General features: G+C 37.7%; 19 protein-coding genes and 1 riboswitch. Of the genes, 8 read left to right on the top strand and 11 right to left on the bottom strand.

What is annotated here, in order from left to right:
* Positions 1–130 precede the first annotated feature (130 nt).
* Positions 131–1,669, top strand: a complete 1,539-nt coding sequence (locus ACMZ42_RS18215; RefSeq protein WP_370079318.1) for a fumarate hydratase — start codon at positions 131–133, stop codon at positions 1,667–1,669.
* Between the two features lie 515 nt (positions 1,670–2,184).
* Positions 2,185–4,089 (top strand): heavy metal translocating P-type ATPase, encoded by a 1,905-nt coding sequence (locus tag ACMZ42_RS18210; RefSeq protein ID WP_415732292.1) that lies wholly within the window; start codon positions 2,185–2,187, stop codon positions 4,087–4,089.
* 55 nt (positions 4,090–4,144) lie between these two features.
* Here the strand turns inward: ACMZ42_RS18210 and ACMZ42_RS18205 are convergent, their stop codons facing one another.
* On the bottom strand, positions 4,145–5,083 hold the full coding sequence (locus tag ACMZ42_RS18205) for a YihY/virulence factor BrkB family protein (protein WP_370079314.1): 939 nt from the start codon (positions 5,081–5,083) through the stop codon (positions 4,145–4,147).
* Positions 5,084–5,106: 23 nt separating this feature from the next.
* Positions 5,107–5,433, bottom strand: coding sequence for a YtxH domain-containing protein (locus ACMZ42_RS18200; protein WP_415732291.1), 327 nt, complete (start codon positions 5,431–5,433; stop codon positions 5,107–5,109).
* A 160-nt stretch (positions 5,434–5,593) separates the two neighbouring features.
* On the opposite strand from ACMZ42_RS18200, the gene ACMZ42_RS18195 reads away from it, so the two are divergent.
* Complete coding sequence (locus tag ACMZ42_RS18195; RefSeq protein ID WP_049668842.1) at positions 5,594–5,815, top strand: DUF1128 domain-containing protein; 222 nt, start codon at positions 5,594–5,596, stop codon at positions 5,813–5,815.
* Between the two features lie 66 nt (positions 5,816–5,881).
* Here the strand turns inward: ACMZ42_RS18195 and motB are convergent, their stop codons facing one another.
* Both motB and motA read right to left on the bottom strand, forming a co-directional pair.
* Positions 5,882–6,652: a flagellar motor protein MotB gene (motB, locus tag ACMZ42_RS18190; RefSeq protein WP_415732290.1), complete on the bottom strand. Its 771-nt coding sequence runs from the start codon at positions 6,650–6,652 to the stop codon at positions 5,882–5,884.
* Positions 6,636–7,439 (bottom strand): flagellar motor stator protein MotA, encoded by an 804-nt coding sequence (motA, locus tag ACMZ42_RS18185; protein ID WP_079562711.1) that lies wholly within the window; start codon positions 7,437–7,439, stop codon positions 6,636–6,638. Before motA ends, motB begins: the two co-directional genes overlap by 17 nt.
* Positions 7,440–8,445: 1,006 nt before the next feature.
* Here motA and ACMZ42_RS18180 point away from each other — a divergent pair.
* Together ACMZ42_RS18180 and ACMZ42_RS18175 are read left to right on the top strand one after the other, a co-directional pair.
* On the top strand, positions 8,446–8,580 hold the full coding sequence (locus ACMZ42_RS18180; RefSeq protein WP_370079304.1) for a hypothetical protein: 135 nt from the start codon (positions 8,446–8,448) through the stop codon (positions 8,578–8,580).
* Between the two features lie 204 nt (positions 8,581–8,784).
* Complete coding sequence (locus ACMZ42_RS18175) at positions 8,785–9,348, top strand: beta-class carbonic anhydrase (protein WP_415732289.1); 564 nt, start codon at positions 8,785–8,787, stop codon at positions 9,346–9,348.
* A gap of 50 nt (positions 9,349–9,398) precedes the next feature.
* Here the strand turns inward: ACMZ42_RS18175 and ACMZ42_RS18170 are convergent, their stop codons facing one another.
* A complete protein-coding gene (locus tag ACMZ42_RS18170) occupies positions 9,399–9,986 on the bottom strand; it encodes a GNAT family N-acetyltransferase (protein ID WP_402933024.1) in 588 nt (195 codons plus the stop codon).
* Positions 9,987–10,148: 162 nt separating this feature from the next.
* On the bottom strand, positions 10,149–10,979 hold the full coding sequence (locus ACMZ42_RS18165; RefSeq protein ID WP_402871416.1) for a polyphosphate kinase 2 family protein: 831 nt from the start codon (positions 10,977–10,979) through the stop codon (positions 10,149–10,151).
* 202 nt (positions 10,980–11,181) lie between these two features.
* On the opposite strand from ACMZ42_RS18165, the gene ACMZ42_RS18160 reads away from it, so the two are divergent.
* Positions 11,182–11,895, top strand: coding sequence for a hypothetical protein (locus tag ACMZ42_RS18160; protein WP_415732288.1), 714 nt, complete (start codon positions 11,182–11,184; stop codon positions 11,893–11,895).
* A 26-nt stretch (positions 11,896–11,921) separates the two neighbouring features.
* Here ACMZ42_RS18160 and map read toward each other — a convergent pair whose 3' ends face one another.
* Positions 11,922–12,677, bottom strand: coding sequence for a type I methionyl aminopeptidase (map, locus tag ACMZ42_RS18155; RefSeq protein ID WP_370049202.1), 756 nt, complete (start codon positions 12,675–12,677; stop codon positions 11,922–11,924).
* Positions 12,678–12,930: 253 nt separating this feature from the next.
* Here map and ACMZ42_RS18150 point away from each other — a divergent pair, with 253 nt between their 5' ends.
* Positions 12,931–13,074, top strand: coding sequence for a hypothetical protein (locus tag ACMZ42_RS18150; RefSeq protein WP_415732287.1), 144 nt, complete (start codon positions 12,931–12,933; stop codon positions 13,072–13,074).
* Between the two features lie 123 nt (positions 13,075–13,197).
* Here the strand turns inward: ACMZ42_RS18150 and thiT are convergent, their stop codons facing one another.
* Positions 13,198–13,758: an energy-coupled thiamine transporter ThiT gene (gene thiT, locus ACMZ42_RS18145; RefSeq protein ID WP_370079292.1), complete on the bottom strand. Its 561-nt coding sequence runs from the start codon at positions 13,756–13,758 to the stop codon at positions 13,198–13,200.
* Positions 13,759–13,888: 130 nt separating this feature from the next.
* Positions 13,889–13,997, bottom strand: a riboswitch (TPP riboswitch).
* Between the two features lie 124 nt (positions 13,998–14,121).
* Here thiT and ACMZ42_RS18140 point away from each other — a divergent pair.
* A complete protein-coding gene (locus tag ACMZ42_RS18140; protein ID WP_370079290.1) occupies positions 14,122–14,448 on the top strand; it encodes a DUF4870 domain-containing protein in 327 nt (108 codons plus the stop codon).
* A gap of 212 nt (positions 14,449–14,660) precedes the next feature.
* On the opposite strand, the gene ACMZ42_RS18135 is transcribed toward ACMZ42_RS18140, so the two are convergent.
* The 3 genes from ACMZ42_RS18135 to ACMZ42_RS18125 all read right to left on the bottom strand — a co-directional run.
* The gene (locus ACMZ42_RS18135; RefSeq protein WP_415732286.1) at positions 14,661–17,741 is read right to left on the bottom strand and encodes an SbcC/MukB-like Walker B domain-containing protein; all 3,081 of its coding nucleotides are present in this window, start codon (positions 17,739–17,741) and stop codon (positions 14,661–14,663) included.
* Positions 17,738–18,895, bottom strand: a complete 1,158-nt coding sequence (locus ACMZ42_RS18130; protein ID WP_415732285.1) for an exonuclease SbcCD subunit D — start codon at positions 18,893–18,895, stop codon at positions 17,738–17,740. The genes ACMZ42_RS18135 and ACMZ42_RS18130 overlap by 4 nt, the downstream gene beginning before the upstream one ends.
* Positions 18,896–18,911: 16 nt before the next feature.
* A partial coding sequence (locus ACMZ42_RS18125) for a hypothetical protein (RefSeq protein ID WP_415732284.1) occupies positions 18,912–19,158 on the bottom strand: 247 nt, incomplete at its 5' end.

Here is a 19,158-nt window from a genome sequence, read left to right as displayed (position 1 = left end):
TTTAAATTTCCTCTTTTTGAGAATAGACCTATAATTCCAACCACAATGAGTTGAACTCTTTTTTTCATTAGTTGAAAAGAGTATAATGTAACGTGGAAATAATCAAATTTTCTATGGGGGGCAATACCAAATGAATATCCAAACTTTGGAGAAAAGTCTTTACGATTTAATTACTGAAACGTCTACAAATCTACCAAAAGACGTACGTCGTGCTATTAAGAAAGCTAAAGAAGCCGAGAATTCAGGTACTCGTGCTGCAATGAGCTTAGACACAATCTCAAATAATATCATTATGGCAGAAGATAATGTATCACCAATCTGTCAAGATACTGGTCTACCAACATTCAAAATTTATACTCCTGTCGGTGTAAATCAATTAGAAATTAAAGAAGCTATTAAAAAAGCTATTATCGATACTTCTGCAGATGCAAAATTACGTCCAAATGCGGTTGATTCGTTAACAGGTGCAAACAGCGGTAATAACCTAGGTGACGGTCTACCTGTTATGAAATTCGAACAATGGGAAAAAGACTATATTACAATTAAATTAATCCTTAAAGGTGGCGGCTGTGAAAATAAAAACATTCAGTATAGCCTACCATGTGAGATTGAAGGTCTTGGCCGCGCTGGTCGTGATTTAGATGGTATCCGTAAATGTATCCTTCACTCAGTATACCAAGCACAAGGACAAGGCTGTTCAGCTGGTTTCATCGGTGTAGGTATCGGTGGCGATCGCTCTTCTGGTTACGACTTAGCGAAAGAACAGTTATTCCGTCATGTGGAAGATACAAATCCAAATTCTGATCTTGCTAAATTAGAAGAATATGTTGTGAAAACTGCAAACACATTTGGTATCGGTACAATGGGCTTCGGTGGTGAAGCAACATTACTTGGCTGTAAAATTGGTGTTATGCACCGTATCCCTGCATCATTCTACGTATCTGTAGCTTATAACTGCTGGGCATACCGTCGTATGGCTGTGGACATCAATCCTCAAACTGGTGAAATTATTAACTGGCATTACCAAGAAGGTGAAAAAATTACATTTAAAGAAGATGAAGTTGCAGCAACAACAGAAGATACTACTACAGATGTAGTAGAACTTACTGCACCAATTACTGAAGAACAAATTCGTGCTCTAAAAGTTGGTGACGTTGTTTCAATTACTGGTCGTATGTACACTGGCCGTGACGCAATTCACCATCACTTAATGAGCCATGATGCTCCAGTTGATCTTAATGGACAAGTTATTTATCACTGTGGCCCTGTAATGGCAAAAGACGAAGAAGGCAACTGGACAGTAAAAGCAGCTGGTCCAACTACTTCTATTCGTGAGGAGCCATACCAAGGTGACATCATGAAAAAATTCGGTATCCGCGCTGTAATTGGTAAAGGCGGGATGGGACCAAAAACACTTGCTGCATTAGAAGAGCACGGTGGTGTTTACTTAAATGCAATCGGTGGTGCAGCACAATACTATGCAGACTGCATTAAAGGTGTTGAAGGCGTTGACCTAATGGAATTCGGTATTCCAGAAGCAATGTGGCATTTAAACGTTGAGAAGTTTACAGCTGTTGTAACAATGGACTCTCACGGTAACTCACTACACGCAGATGTAGATAAATCATCCCTAGAAAAACTTGCTCTACACGCAGAACGAGTATTCTAATAAAAGCGTTACGTTGAATAGCATAACTAGTTTTTAAGCTGTGGAGTACGCATAGCGTCAGCCATACTGCAAAGACGAATTTATAACTTAATAATTTATGGCTTATCACCAAAAGTTAGGTATGACATTTATTAAAACGTATGTCAGTTGATTGAAGTGAAGACTGGCCCTTAGGAAAGCGCCCAGCCGGAACGGACATCAACCCCACTTTTTAGTGATAAGCCGCCTGCACAAATTTGAGAAGCACAGAATATTCCTATGAATAACTGTGCTTTTCTTATGTTCAAAATTATTTCAAAAATCCTCAAATCGCCGCCATCTCAATCCCAGACTGCTTTTATCCCCACTCTTTAAAAATCCCTTCAAATTTCTTACTTTCTTTTTTAAAATACCTTTGTTATAATAATTCTAAATAAGAAAGGAGCTAATCGAAATCGATTTTCAATTAGATATTGTTTATATACATTGATTTACACGGGTTTTGATATTGATTTTCATTATCAGGAGGGATAAAAGTGGAACGTTCTAAACGAGAAAATTTCAGTTTAATTGAGAAAACAAAAGAACACGCTGAATTAATTGCTGCCCTTATAGCAGGTTTGTTTATTTTGCTTGCATGGCGTTTAGATACTAGCGGGCAAACAACCGCTTCTATTATTTTATATATTGTTGCATTTTGTGTTGGTGGATTTGCTAAAGCAAAAGAAGGTATTGAAGAAACCATTGAAAATAAAGAACTTAATGTTGAACTATTGATGGTATTAGCTGCAGTTGGTTCAGCTGCAATCGGTTATTGGACGGAGGGTGCTATTCTTATTTTCATTTTTGCTGTAAGTGGCGCTCTTGAAACATACGCAATGAATAAAAGTCATCGTGAAATTTCTGCACTCATGAACTTACAACCCGAAGAAGCTTGGCTTGTTCGTGGTAACTTTGAACCAATGAAAGTTTCTGTCTCTACATTACAAATTGGAGATCACCTACTCGTAAAACCTGGTGAACGTGTACCAGCAGACGGTGTAATCTTTAAAGGACAGTCTTCTATCGATGAATCCGCAATAAGCGGTGAACCGCTTCCAGTGGCAAAACGTGAAGGCGATGAAGTATTTGCAGGTACAGTGAACTTAAATGGTGCCATTACGATGGAAATGACAAAACCAAATTCTGAAACACTATTCCAAAAAATTATCCAGCTTGTACAAAGTGCTCAGAGTGAAAAATCTCCATCTCAACAATTTATAGAAAAATTCGAAGGTACTTACGTGAAAATTGCGCTACTTACCGTTGCCCTTATGATGTTTCTACCTCACTTTGTACTCGGTTGGGACTGGACAACAACTTTCTATCGAGCAATGGTACTCCTAGTAGTTGCTTCTCCATGTGCACTTGTTGCATCCATTATGCCAGCAACACTTGCAGCCATTTCAAATGGTGCAAAACACGGTGTGCTATTCAAAGGTGGCCTACATTTAGAACATCTAGGTGCATTACGTGCACTAGCGGTAGATAAAACAGGTACTTTAACACAAGGAAAACCAACCGTTACTGATTTTATTGTTCGAGAAGGATTAGACCGTGAAAATACAATGGCAATCCTCGCAGGTATTGAAGCACAATCGAACCATCCACTTGCTCAAGCAATTACTTTATTCGCAAGAAAAGAAGGGATCACACAGTTTGCTCAAGCCACTATAGAAGATATCCCAGGTTGGGGTATTAAAGGTTACGTAAATGAAGTCGAGTATCTTGTTGGTAAACCAGACTTTGTTGGTCTAGATGAGGCAAATGAATTTGCAAATGGTGCAGCAGAAAAACTTGCCTCAGAAGGAAAAAGCGTTATTTTTATTCGTGACCAAGATGGCATTGCTGCATTGGCAGCCTTAAAGGACACCGTTCGCAGTGAAGCAAAAAAAGCAGTATCATTACTAAAAGAGCTAGGCATTGATGTTATCATGCTAACAGGCGACAACGAGAAGACCGCTAAGGTAATTGCCAAGGAAGCAGGCGTGACAGAATACGTTGCAGAATGTCTCCCTGAAACAAAAGTGACTGAGATGAAACGTCTTCTTTCTGAACATAAATTTGTAGGGATGGTCGGTGACGGTATTAACGATGCACCCGCTTTAGCAACTGCAACTACCGGAATCGCTATGGGAGAAGGCACAGATGTTGCTTTAGAAACAGCAGATGTCGTTTTAATGAAAAATGACTTATCAAAAATTGCCTATGCAGTACGTTTATCACGTAAAATGCAACGCATCATCAAACAAAACATTTTCTTCTCTATCGGCGTTATCGTTTTATTAATTGCTTCAAACTTTTTACAAGTGGTCGATTTACCGCTAGGTGTAATTGGACATGAAGGAAGCACTATTTTAGTTATTTTAAATGGCTTACGTATGCTTAATAAAAACGCCTAAAAAACAAACAGCCTCGTATCACAAAGCGTGATGCGAGGCTGTTCTTTTCATATTCCTACCTATTCGTTAGTGTTTTCTGCTTCATAAGTTCTTTTTGCAATACTTTTTTCTGCATCGTCGCATTTAAAATGCCACCAAAAATTAAAATAATCCCCGTTAAATACAGCCAAAGCATTAAAATAATAACGCCTCCAATACTGCCATATGTAGCGGAATAATTCGCGAAATTATTAATATAAAAAGAGAAAGCATATGTTACTGCCAACCAGGCAAGAGTTGAAAACAATGCCCCTGGCCAAACCCCCATTAACTTTAAACGAGGATTTGTATTTGGAACAAATCTATATATTCCCATTAAAACTATAAAAATAAGTAGAGGCGGTATCGACCAACGCATTCTATGCCAGATTATTTCAAATTGCTCCTCAATGCCAACAATCGAAAATAAGAAATGCCCTACTTGTTGCCCAAAAACCGGTAAAAGTAGAACGACAGCAATAACGACGACGAATGCTAAGGTGAAAACAAGGGATAATCCTCGATCTAATAGACTCCCCCTAGTTTCTGTATCATAAGCCTTATTTAAGGCTCTAATCAATGCATTAATTCCTTTGGAAGCGGACCAAATTGTCCCAAGTACCCCGACAGATAATAAACTACTATTACGACTTGTTAAAATTTCATCTAAGGTATTTTCAACAAGCCTGTATACCTCGTCCGGCATAATATTCACTAGAAATGAATACACTTGCGTCGACTGTATATTCAAATACGGTAGTAATGTAACTAGAAAAATTAGTAGTGGGAAAAAAGACAGTAAAAAGAAATAAGCCAATTCCGCTGCAAGAGCTGATATTTCCACTCGCTGTATGCGTAGCATTAAATCTTGCATGAAGCCCCTTGATGTCATCACATCTACAGTGTCTTCGTCTGGTGAGACAAATGATTTCACCACACCAACAGCTGAATGTATCGATGCTTTTTTCTTCTCCATACAAATTCCCTCCTGTACGACAACTATTCTTTATCAGGCAAAGAAAAGGCTGATTTCGTGTCATTAATCATGCCTTCAATCGCGGAAGGTAATTCTTTAAACTCATCAACTTTATCAATGATTGAGTTGACATTTTCTGAAACACTTTCACATAGCACTTTAGTGGCCATTACTTTTTCCTCAACTAGCACTTGTAATTCCTCTCGGTTGGTTGCATAATACGATATTGCTTCTTTCATCTTTTTCGTTGAAGCTATTGTTTTTTCACGCGTTGTACGGTCCAACATACTTAATGCAGCACCAACTGTGGCACCAACTACGATAGATGCTAATAATTTACTTCGTCCCATATTAAATACCCCCTGCTTTAGTAAATATAATTAAACTGCTCACTGCCCTTATTCTACCCAATAACAGTCTATTTTTAAAGCAATGTCGAAATACAGTGTTGACATTTTTTTTATTCAATGAAATGATATTTTCGAGGATTACGAAAGGTAGGTTTAAATAATGGATTTATCAGTACCGTCAAAAGAAAACGTTATTTATATGATTGATCAAATGAAAGACAAGCTTCGCATGGTTAATGTCGATGCAATGAAATCGGAAAATTTCGATGAAGCTAATTACGAAGACCTAGTCTATTTATACGAAATGATCATGAAGCGCGATACATTTAGTCCAAGCGAGATGCAAGCTATCGTTGCTGAATTAGGAGCTTTACGCAAATAAATAGAAGTTTGTAAACAAAAAGCTATTAGCGATGAGGCACCAAAGCCGTTTGCTAATAGCTTTTTTCTATTTTGTATTTTTTGCGGCAGAACCATCCTCAGTTACAAGTGGTTGTATTAACACTTCTACACGACGGTTTTTCGCACGCCCTTCTTTAGTATCATTCGGTGCAACAGCACGGTTCTCACCGAAACCTTGTGTACTAAAGTTTCGACCATCTAACTTCGAGTTACTCTGCAATAAAAGTTCTGCGAAGTTCACTGCACGCAATACGGAGAGCTGTAAATTAGAAGAGAAATTTGGACCAGCCGGAACATTATCCGTATGACCAGTAACAACAATATTACGTGGCGGATTAGATACCAATACATCTGCAAGCTCTTTTGCTGTTGGCTTATACTCCGGTTTAATGTTCGCCTTCCCTGAATCAAACAGGATACTATCACGAATTGTAACAAGTAATCCTTCATCAGTCATCGCTGTTGCGAATTGACCTTCCATCTCATGAACAGCAATGAAATTATCAACACTATCTTTAATTTGAGCTAACTCCTGCTGATCCTTTAAGTAAGCTGAATTTTGCTGCGTTTGTGGTGTTTGATCACTTTCAGCATCCGGACTTTGTATCGGTGAAGGCTGCTCTAAAAAGCTTGTTCCACCATCAAATACTTGATTAAACACCGCTGACATTCTCTCTAGCTTTTCTTGGTCTACTGAACTGGATGCAAATAATATGATAAATACAGCTAATAGCAGTGTTAAAATATCTGCATACGGAACGAGCCAAGACTCATCGATATGTTCATCATGCTTTTTTTTCTTAGCTTTCTTTGCCAAGGCCGCCCGCCCCGCTTTCATCAGAAATTTGACGACGTTCTTCCATTGTTAAGTAAGACGATAATTTTTGTTCAATAACACGTGGAGCCTCCCCTTCTAAGACAGAAAGGATGCCTTCAATCATCATTCTTTTTTGTTTAACTTCGATAGCTGATTTACGTTTTAATTTATTCGCAAACGGATGCCATAAAACATAACCTGTAAAAATACCTAATAATGTAGCCATGAAAGCAGCTGAAATAGCATGTCCTAGCTTTTCTATGTCATTCATATCTGCTAATGCGGCGATTAACCCTACTACCGCACCAAGTACCCCTAAAGTCGGGGCATATGTACCAGCTTGTGTAAAGATTGCAGAACCACTAGCATGACGTTCTTCCATCGCTTCGACTTCTTCTGTTAGGACATCACGAATATAGTCCGCATTCTGACCATCAATTGCTAATGTAAGTCCATTTTTTAAAAAAGGGTCTTCAATCTCTGAAGCTTTACTTTCAAGTGCTAATAGACCTTCTCGGCGAGCTAAATCAGCCCATTGTGAAAACATCTTAATAATCTCAATATCATCTGCTAATTTTGTTTCTTTAAAAAGAATTTTAAATAGCTTTGGTACACGCTTTAACTCCTTCATGGGGAAGGCAATTGTTACTGCGGAAATTGTACCGAAGATGATAATTAGAATGGCAGCTGGGTTATAAAACGCACTTAAACTTACACCCTTTAGCACCATTCCTGTTAATAGCGCTACTAGCGCAAGTATTAACCCTACAATCGACGATATATCCATTCTAGAACCTCCAAATCTCCTATTAAGCTTTATTTCGTCTTTTTTTCCATAATTTTAATATAGTATAAATGTATTTCACATTTTTTTCGATGTAATAAATACTTTTTATTCACTTTTCGACCATATTTGATTATATTGAATTAAGAATAATACACTAAATTGTCTTTATTTGAAAAAAGTTAAGAATTTATTATTATTCTTCGACACAAAATTACTAAAATATGTTTGATTAGTCATAAAATCAGGATTAAATATCCAATAAAACCAACGCATTCATATAAGTAATTCGACTGACAATTAAAAACTAATTCAGATAATTACTAAAACGTCACATTAAAATGATATAAAACAGTTTGATGTCGATTTATTCGACAAAATACTTTTTTCGCACTCGCTACGAAAACGCTCCGAAAGACTCATTTTATTTCTTCCCATATTTAATCAATTATGCCTCGGCATAATTACATCTAGATTCGGCTTTGTGCTGGCACAAAGAACTTCTTTCACCAACTAAAGACTGAGACTTCTGTACCTGCCGCTACGCTTTCGGTACAAAAAACGTCACGGCTAAGCAAGGACAAGAAAATTTAAAATCAATTATTTCAACAGACGAAATGCACATTATTAAATAGCGTTAGTAACACACATCACCTATTGACAATCTGATTAGATGTCTCTATTTTTTTGCAAGGGATTGCCTATAACTTTTTGTTTTGAGAGTGGGAAGCGTTGTTCATTGGAGAGCTTTGGACTAATTCAAAGCTCAGTACATTACTTTATGATTATTTTGGGCAATTGAATATAGAAAACACTACCACGATTAGGTAAAAATAATTAATTTTCCGTGTTGTTAACTGGACAATTTAAGTAATTTATACCTACTAATATTAGTCTGGACTAGGTATGTTGTGGATGTCATAAATTCTCCTTAGATTTTCATAGTAACCTATTGTATAATTACTTTAGATAATATTGTAGATTATTTTAGTAGAGAGGGGCTTTTATTATGTTCATTACGACTGTATTAGGCTTTAGTGCCGTTTTATTAATCTCTTTGGCATTCTTCATCCACTACCTACAAGTTGGTTTGGATTCTAAGTCTTCAGTAACTGTAGATCCAAAACCAAACGAAAAATTTTAATTTTGTTGAAAACAGCTACATTATTGTAGCTGTTTTTTATTTATCTTCCGGCGGATTTTACGGATACTTAATTATTTCGATTTGCTAAATAAATTACTAAACTTCTTTTTTTTTCGCAAAAAATTGCGTGAATATTGTCATTATTGTTTGCATATTTATAGTTTTGCTCTAAAATAATTCCTGTAAGGAAGGGAGCAATCTTTCATGACAATGTTACAAGATATTCTTAAGTTTAATGAAGATTTCGTTCAAGAAAAAAAATATGAGCCTTTTATTACAACAAAGTATCCTGATAAGCGCATCGTTGTGTTATCTTGTATGGATACTCGACTTGTAGAACTGTTACCCAAAGCTATGAATTTGCGTAATGGCGACGTAAAGATCGTTAAAAGTGCTGGGGCATTAGTTAGTCACCCTTTTGGTGCAATTATGCGTAGTTTACTTGTAGCTGTTTATGAACTACAAGCAGATGAGGTGTATGTTGTTGGACATTACGACTGCGGTATGAGTGCAATTGACCCAGAAGCAATGCTAAATAAAATGGTTGCTAGAGGGATTACCCCTGAGACTATCGACACGATAGAATATTCAGGTTTTGATTTAAAAGAGTTTTTACGTGGCTTTGGTGACGTAGCAACAAGTGTAAAGAAAAGCGTCGATACAATTCGCAATCACCCGTTAATGGTTAAAGACGTGCCTGTTCATGGATTAGTAATTGATCCAAATACAGGTCGCCTTGATTTAATCATAAACGGTAGTAAACAATAATAAAAAAAGAAGCAGCTATCCTTCAAACTCTGAAAGATAGACGCTTCTTTTTATTGACCCTCTAAACGTGCATACATATAATGATCCACCCATTTACCATTAATGTACAGCAGCTTTCTCAAAAGACCCTCACGCTGGAATCCAGCCTTTTCTAAGACTCGGATAGAAGGATTATTTTGTGTTGAAACATAAGCCTCTACTCGATGTAAGCCTACTTGCTCGAACGCAAATTGCACGACCATATTAACTGCTTCTGTGACGATCCCTTTTCCAATATAAATTTCATCCATCGCATAACCAACAAACGCACTAGAATACGGTAAACGTTTTACTGCATAAAGAGCGATATGTCCTATTAGATTATTTGTACCCGGCTCAAAAATACCAAAAGTAAATTCCCTCTTTGAGTCCATTAAGTATAAGCATTCTTGAATTTTTTTATATTGAGCATTAATTGTATAGTATTCAGGTCGTTGTAACGGTTCATGTGTAGACCAAAAGTATTTATTGCGACTTACGAGATCGGTTAAACTTTGTGCATCTTTTTCATAAAATGTGCGAATGTAGCATTTCCCTCCTTGAATTGATACCACATTTTCACCCTTTTTCCTTAATAATCTCCAAATTTTAAGCACCATTTTTCCACACTAACCTTCCGATAATTATCAATACGTTTTAATGCCTGAGCTCATTTACCAATGGAAGAAACACCCACTAATTGCAGTTTTACTTTATTGTATGTAAAAAAAGATGCTGCTACAACTAAAACATCTCGTCTTGTTGTTACAGCATCCATAATATTATTTCACTTTTTGTTTTTGTTTTTTAGGCTTCTCCTCTAGCAATTCAAGGCTAGATGATTCAGCATCTTCTAAATGTGCTTTGCCTAATACATTCGTTAAATGAAGGCCACGTTTTTTTGCCTCACGTTCAATATGTGCTAATGTTTCTTGCAACACCTGTACACGAGCATATTGTTTATCGTCACCTGGTACTAGAACCCATGGCGCACTTTTCTTATCGGTCTTCTCAAACATTTCATTCGCAGCTTCTATATACTGAGGTGTTTTTTCACGATTTCGCCAATCTTCATCTGTTAGCTTCCAAGACTTATACGGATCCTCTTCACGTTCTTTAAAACGATTAAGCTGCTCCTCATCAGATACTTGAAGCCAAAACTTAATAACAATATAATCTCCTGATGTTAAAATCTTTTCAAAATTATTAATTTCTTCGTATGCACGAGACCACTCTTCTGTTGTTGCAAATCCTTCAATACGCTCAACTAATACACGACCATACCATGAGCGATCAAAAATAGCGATTTGTCCATGCTGTGGCAGCTTTCGCCAAAAACGTTGTAAATAATTATAGCGTAGTTCATGAGGCTGAGGTGCTGCAATTGGATGCACGACATAGCCACGTGGATCGGCACGTTCAATTAGACGCTTAATAGCGCCTCCCTTGCCAGCAGCATCCATACCTTCAAAAACTAAAATTAACCCAATTTTATTTTTTAATAAAAACTGTTGAGCATTTAACATTTCATATTGGAGTACTTTTAATTTCTTTTTATACATTTTCTTATCCAGTTTAACTGATAAATCTAGATCATTTAAATTTTGAGTCATTAAAACTTCACTCCTTACATTTGAATATTCTCATTGTACTAAAGAAATATATGAATAACTATTCAAATGGTAAATTGTAGATATTTTTAACGAAACAACACGATACATTGTTGGAAATTTCCGTTATAATGAAAATATAATGTTACAGTCCTATACTTATTTGTCTTTTCCCTATACAATTTAACACGAAGGGAGAGAAAACATGCCTCGATTTTTTTTGATGACAATAACTTTTATTGTCTCACTCATCCTAACCTTTTCATCCTATTTCATGAAAATAAACGATCATTCTTTTTTAGAGATCTTAAATCGTTTTCCAGTAATATTTGCACCGTTTAATGTTAGTTATATGATTTGGATTGTGGTTTACATGTTACTTGGTTATTGGTTAGTCATGAACCTAAAAAAGACATCTATTCAACAGACTGTTCTCTATAGTAGCATATGTATTATGCAGGCGTTAGCAATTGTTGTTTGGCATCACGAACTATTTATCATGTCAATTATCAGTACGTTTGCTTTAGTACTGTATTTATTTAAATTGTACAAAACGTACCCTCTCAGCAATAATTCACTCACAGGTCGTATACCCTTCTCGGTTTATTTAGCCTGGGTTACATTTAGCCTAATGACAAATGTAAGCTTTACGCTAACATCTTATCAATGGAATGGTCTTGGCCTTAGTGATCCACTTTGGGCAGTTATTTTACTAACAGTTGGAGCAGCAATAGCGCTACATATTGGATTCCATTATTTTGATATTATCTACCCAAGTGTATTTATCTGGTCCTATATCGGGGTCGCATTACATAATGGTTTTGATGAGCTACTTGTGACAACTGCAGCCTTGTTTTTATGCGGAGTGCTACTTGTCGGTATATTATTTATTAAAAAAAATCCTGCCTACCAAAAATAAATTGGTTAGCAGGATTTTTAGCTTTTTTATTGTTCATCTAGAGAAGTTAAAATAATTGGTTTGTCTTTAGTAACGATAATTGAATGCTCGATTTGAGCAACTAATGATTTGTCTGGCGTAACGAATGTCCAGCCATCACCTGACTCTACAATATGCTCCGCTTTCGCTGAGATAAATGGCTCGACTGCAAGAACCATGCCTTCTTTCATAATTGTTGAATCCCAAGCATCGTAGTAGTTTAAAATATGATTTGGCTCATCGTGTAAAGAACGACCTAAACCATGACCTGTTAGGTTCATAATCACTGTTAAATCATTGGCATATGCTTCACGCTCAACAGCTTTACCGATTTGGTTTAATTTTGATCCAGCTTTTACTTTTGTCATCGCACGGTCGAAAGCACTTTTAGCTACGCGACATAACTTTTCTTTATCCTCATAGCCATCACCAACTACAAATGAAATGCCCGTATCAGCAAAATAGCCATTTAATGAACCAGATACATCAATATTTACGATATCTCCCTCGTTAATCACACGTTTACCTGGAATACCATGTGCGACTTCCTCATTCACACTAATACATGTGTATCCTGGGAAATCATACTCCCCTTTAGGTCCAGAAATTGCTCCTGCTTCTGCAAACATACGACCTGCAATTTCATCTAATTCAAGTGTTGTTACACCTGGTTTTGTAGCAGCCTTCATTGCCTCACGAATTTCAGCACAAATACGGCCGATTTTTTTAAATGCTTCAATCTCTTCTTGCGTTTTTACAATCATTTTTAACGTCCCTTTCATCTAATGTCTATTCATTAATATAACATAACTTTTTATACAAAAAACGCTAAATGCTTTAAATATTATATGCCATCATGAATTGTAAAGTGCTGAAAAACAGGCTCTTCACTATAGCGTGGGGTTGATTTCCGTTCCGACTGGGCGCTTTGTAGCTGACGCTTTGCTTTCGCTACAGAAACACATTTGTTGCTGTCGCTTCGCTTTCGCACAGAGCAAAGCTTCCTGGGGGCGTCCGATGAGCCGCTTAGGCCAACACGATGCTGGTCACGAAGGAGTTATCACAGGATGTGATGTTCTTAGCCTTCGTTCCTCTATTGCTAATCCCCAAGGAGTCGCCCAGTCTCCACTCCAATCAACTATATCCATGGATACGTTTTAACAAATGCCATCCCTATCTAGCTCTAAAAATCCTCCGCCTTTTGGATTCTTTTTAGGGTATAAAAGGTGGGTGTTCTAGTTTCAATAATAATAAAACCCTCCACTTATGTGAAGGGCATACTAATTATGATTTTCGTTGCATTAATTGAGGTGCTGCTGTAAATAGTAGAACACCGACAATCGCTGTTAAAATCGTTGCTGGTAGCATATATGTTCCATTGTAGATGATTGAATAAATCCACGCATTTTGATCGCCAGCATACTCTGAGAAAAATACAGCGCCCGCAATGGTATGTGCTGCATAACGTAAAAAGCCCGCTAATACAGTTCCTACAATAATATAAAGTGCCATTTTCTTTTTGTTTAAATCTTTGGCAGCATCGAGCACTGGTCGGCGAACAACGGCCGCCAAGCCTACTACTGTAAAGGCAACACCATAATCAAGTAATCCTTGTAGCCAATGTATAATATAGGCGCCAAACATTGTTTGCATCACACCAATAAGTAATCCCGTTGTCAGGCCAGGAATAAGGCCCCAGCGGAATGCTATTAAAATTATTGGTACCATCACTAGACTAACAGAGCCGCCTTGTGCCCATACTTTAAAGGAAACCTGATCTAGTACAAGGCCAATCGCTGCGAATATCGCAATCTCCACAAGCATTAAAAGTTTTTTATTGTCCATAAATATTCTCTCCTTTGTTCCGATGTAGGATACAAGAGCAGGAATAGAAATCAGTTGGCAAATATGTCCCTATCTGGCATCAATAAAGATAAAAAAACGATGCCAGGACAGAGCCTCACATCGTAAAAGTGTCGGTTTCTATCCACAATCCCTACGCAAGTGTTAACTTACAGGTTCGAAGAGTCAAGGCATTACGTGCCCAGTCTCAGCTGACATCATCAGCTCCCCTTGTGGTCGTTACATCTTAATTTAATTGAACAACCTCATTGTACGCAAACACTGTTACGATTACAACCTCTTCCACATTTTTTTTTGAAACTTTATCGTTTTTCATGCGTAAATATTAAAAAAGGAGGTACTACTATGGAGAACCAAAAAATTTTATCTGCCTTTAGTTATCTCAGTATTTTATTCGCACCCTTTATTGTGCCATTAGTCGTTTACTTTGTTACAAAAGATAGCGACGTAAAGAGGCACTCTATTCGAGCACTGATTTCGCATATAATTCCAGTCGCATTCGGAATCATATTCTTTGCAGTCTTTGTCTTCTCAACTTTATCATTCAACACCAATTTTGACGGTAGTAATAATTTTCTTATCATTTGGTTTGCTTCATTCGCAATTTACATTCTCGTTTCATTAGGAGTCGTTATTTGGAATATTGTTCAGGCTGTTCGCGTGATCCGATAAGTTTCATCTCAACCTCTCCTTAAACAGATAGTACTTAAGGAGCTGTTATTTTGTGAAAGTATCTAAAGTTGTTAAAACCGCTGTAAAATTAGCACCTATCGTTATCCCGATTGTCAAAAAAGTAATCGCTGCAAAAAAAGGAACAAATCCTAACGTAACAAAAAAATAACATAAAAGGCGTATTTCCATATAAACAGAAATACGCCTCTTTGTTATTTCACTTCAAAATATGTTTGACTGTGACCGTTCATTGCTTTTTCAACATGCAACACAGCAGGCATTGTAGCTTTTAACTCTGCAACGTGTGAAATGACTCCAATCATGCGTCCGGAATCTTGTAAATCAATAAGCGTATCAATCGCCTTATTTAATGCTTCTTCATCGAGAGAACCGAAGCCCTCATCAATAAACATCGTTTCAATGCGGATATTACCTTGAAAGCTTTGAATGACATCTGCCATCCCAAGGGCAAGACTTAAAGAAGCATTAAACTTTTCTCCCCCTGATAGTGTTTTCACATCTCGTAATTGATCTGTATAAGCATCATACACATCTAGTCCAAGCCCACTTTGCTTAGCATGCTTTTCTAAGCGATCAGAACGTCGTAGCTCAAATTGACCGTTGGATAAATGATAAAGCCGGACATTTGCTGCCTCTGTAATTTTATCTAAATAATTGATTTGAATATAACGCTCAAAAGACAGCTTTTTCGCATTCTGTCCATTTAACATTGCATAGAGCTCCTTCACTCGTCCTGCCTCTTTTTCAAGTAAATGAATCTCCCGTTCGGTCTCCTCAACTTTTTCGATAAAGTCTACACAAGCCTTCGCAAATCCTTCCATTTGCTGCAATACTTTGAAGGCTTCCTCATATGTGACACGCAGCATCCCTAGCTTTTCTTCCATTACCGTTAAATCTTGTTTCTCTTGCCCTTTAAGGTGCTTCTCGCCCTCAGTAATTTGTACCTGTAATGTGTGGATTTGTAGTGCATAATCATTGCAAGCCTTCCGTAAAGCTTCTATTTGCAGCATGCTCCGCTTCCCAGTAGCAAATTCTTCATAGTTTTCAAAGCCCGCTTCCGTCATACTTACTGAAAATTGCTCGCGCTTTTCATCCATTTTCAGCTTTAATTCCTCAAATGCCTGTTTCGCTATTTCTACGGTCATTCTAGCATTATTTGCTGCTTCCTTGGCAGATTGCAGACTTTGTTGGCTAATATTCCACGCGGTTTGTAATGCAACCTTTTGTGACCCTATATCAGCGATTGCCTGTTTCAATGCTTGCAGCGTCGTAAGATTTTCTGGAATATGCTTTTGCTGCTCTTCCACAATTGCTTGTTGCTTAGTCAATTCCTTTGTCTTCTCAGCTAAATATTGCTCTAGTTTTAATTGCTTTTCTTGTAGCTGCTCCATTCGTGTACGATGATCTTTTTGTTGCATACGTACATCATACAATTGATTGCTCACTACTTTTAAGATTGTTATTTGTTGCTCTACGTTTTGCAAGGAAGCTACAATTTGTGCTTGATTCGATTGATCAATCTCATTCGTCTCTATCTGTTCTAGCGCCTCTTGTAGAAGATGCTTTGTAGAGTTCAATAAAGCTTCTTTTTCTAAAAACTTGCGCTCATCAGTACTAGCCTTTCCTCGTAAAGCCTCCACCTCTGCTAATTCGATCATCTCTAATTGCTCACGATGTGTTTCGAGATGTGTTGTACTACCGCACACTGGACAAGGCTCTCCGTCCTTAAGTTGCTGTGCTAAAATACTTGCCTGACTCGCAATCCATTGTTGCTCCAGCTTTTGAAGAGCCTGCTTACTTTCTTGATAATGGACATTAGTAGTGGCTACATCCTGCTCTGCCGTTGCAACCGCTCTCGTATATTTTTCAACTTGCGCTAGTAACGATACTTGCTCTTTTAGCTTCGGTAGCTGTTCTAAATAACTTTCATATGGCTGAAGTTGATTTTCATATTGTTCAATTGTTTTTGCTAATTGCTGAACTTGCATTTGTCCTGTTTCTACGATTTTACTATTATCGTCTACTGCTAGCTTTGCTGTTGCAACATATTGTTCAGTTATTTGCATTTGCTGCAGATTATTCTCATACGCCTCGAATGTCGGCAATAATGCTTGTAGCTGTAATTCCTGTTGTAGAACATGTTGACGCTCAGGTTCTTTCGCCTCTTCAACGTTAAACTTTTCCTGTGCTATTTCCAACTGAGCTTCTGTGTTTTTCTGCTCTGTCATCGCTTGCTGATAGGATTGTTCTTTACGATTTTGCTCAGCACGCAAATCGATACATTGTTGCTCAAGTATGACAAGACGCTCTGCCTTCTCTGCTAATGCAATTTCGCGTTCTTTTGCGCTATATACATCTTGTTCTTTTAGCAATGCTTGTAGGCGATTCTGACGATTAGTTTGCTCATCAAATTGCTCATTCAGTGTTTTCGCTCTACTATAAAATTCTTGCTCTTTTTGATGATGTGCATAAGCCTCTTTATAGCGTTGCTGTTCCAATTGTATACATTCCGTATAATAGGTCTGCTCCTCTTCCAGAGCCTTCTTCAGCTGATGCATATTTTCAGTATTATTAGTAATGCAAGTAAATAAAGATGACGAACGCTGTGGTAAAGCGCCTGCAATTTGGCCAAGAAGATGTTCCTTTAATTGTTGAGCACGCAGTAAATCACTTTCCGCTTCTTTTCGTTTCGCATCAAGTCTTTTGGTCATCGCACCAAAGCGATCTGTTTTAAAAATTTTACGCAAAATAACTTCTTTATTCGTAGAATCTGAGGTTAACAGCTTGCGAAATTCACCTTGTGGCAGCATAACAATTTGACTAAACTGATCCTTTGTGAGGCCGATAATATCCTGTAGCTTTTTATCTACCTCAAGCGTTTGCTGCTTTTCTACAATACTATAATCAAGCGTGTCTCCTTTGATTTCAGCCAGTTCAATTTTCTTACCAGTAACACTTTTGTTTGTTGCTTTAATATGACCTGGCTGACGTAAAATTTGATAGACTCTATCATGCATTTCAAAAACGAGCTCCACTGCAGTATACATATCATCATCTGCAAACCCACTTCGTAGCATAGCAGTATCCTGACGATCTTCACCGCTACCCGATCCGTAAAGTGCATAGCATATAGCATCAAAAATCGTCGTTTTCCCTGCGCCTGTTTTTCCGGAGATCGCAAATAGACGATGTTCACCAAGCTGTTGAAAATCAATAACCTCTGTATTTTTATATGGACCGAATGCAGTAATCGTTAACTTTAAAGGCTTCATTTTACTGTCTCCCGCTCCTCATCTAATAATTCTTGTAGCATTTCTGTAAATAGACGCTCTGTATCTTGATCTGGCTGTACGCCAATTATATCTGTAAAAAATGATCGGAATAAATCGATGTCTTCTATTTTCTCTGTCTCAATCGTCTGAATTTCATGTGATACCTCTTGGCGTGCTACTTTTCGCTCAACATGCATCGCATTAGGAAACACCGTACGAATACGTTCCATCGGCGAAGTTACTGACGTAGCATCTGTTAGTCGTACAAATACATAATCATCACTAGGTGGTAATTGCAATAAATCATCCATTAAGCTCTCTACCACACGTAAATCCCGTCTCGCTATAAGATTACGTTTTGTGACAGTGATTTCTCCTTGTGCATCTAGCTCCACTATTAAAAAGCCCTTCTCATGTAAGTGCTCAGATAATGAATACTTCAATGGAGAACCGGCATATCGAATCGTTTCATTCAACACAAAATGTGCTTTATGCAAATGTCCAAGTGCTGTGTAATGAAAAGGCTTAAACAATGCTGCATTTATGCAATCCGAGCCTCCTATTGATAAAGGTCGCTCAGAATCACTCGTATTCGCTTCCTCTTCTCCATACTTCGTCACAAAGGCATGTCCTACAAAAACATTACGTTTTGTTGAATCTAAACTTTGTCCAATATGGTCGACAATTTTTTCCATCGCCTCTTGATGAGATCGAATGGAATCATCCTCTAAAATAGTCCGTACTGAAGCCGGCTCTGCATATGGTACGAGATGAAAATGTACTTCACCATACTCATCATTTAAAACTACCGGTGCATGATCTTTCGTAAATTGGCCTTTAATATGTAAGCCACTATCACTCATTAAACTACTGCCAAAGTTCAATCGACCTGCACTATCGTGGTTCCCAGCAACCGCTAACACAGGGATTTTTTTATCAAGCACAATTTCCGCCAAAATATCATTTAGTAAATTCACTGCCTCAATAGGGGGCATCGAACGGTCATATAAATCACCTGCTATAACGATAACATCCGGTTTTTCCTCATCTATGGCTAGCATAAATTGCTGTAAAATATATTGTTGATCCTCCGTCATATAGACGCCTTGTACAAGCTTTCCTAAATGCCAATCTGCTGTATGAAATATTTTCATTCTTTGCGCCTCCTGTCTATTTCATTTTATCACGGCTGATGGATTGATTGTTTTTCCTTTTATTAGTTTGATAAAGGTTCCTCATATAATGTGGGAGCTGAGGTGTTAGGGTATCCGTCGCTTCGGCAATTCTATCCGTCGCTTCGGCAATTCTATCCGTCGCTTCGAGGGTTCTTTCCGTCGCCCCGGTTTTATCCGTCGCTCTGACGATTCTTTCCGTCGCTTCCACTGTTTTATCCGTCGCTTCAAAGATTTTTTCCGTC

The sequence above is a fragment of the Lysinibacillus sp. NPDC056185 genome (assembly GCF_047737915.1).
GTDB lineage: Bacteria > Bacillota > Bacilli > Bacillales_A > Planococcaceae > Lysinibacillus.
Note: the sequence above shows the minus strand (reverse complement) of the source record. Positions and strands in the feature narration are given on the sequence as shown.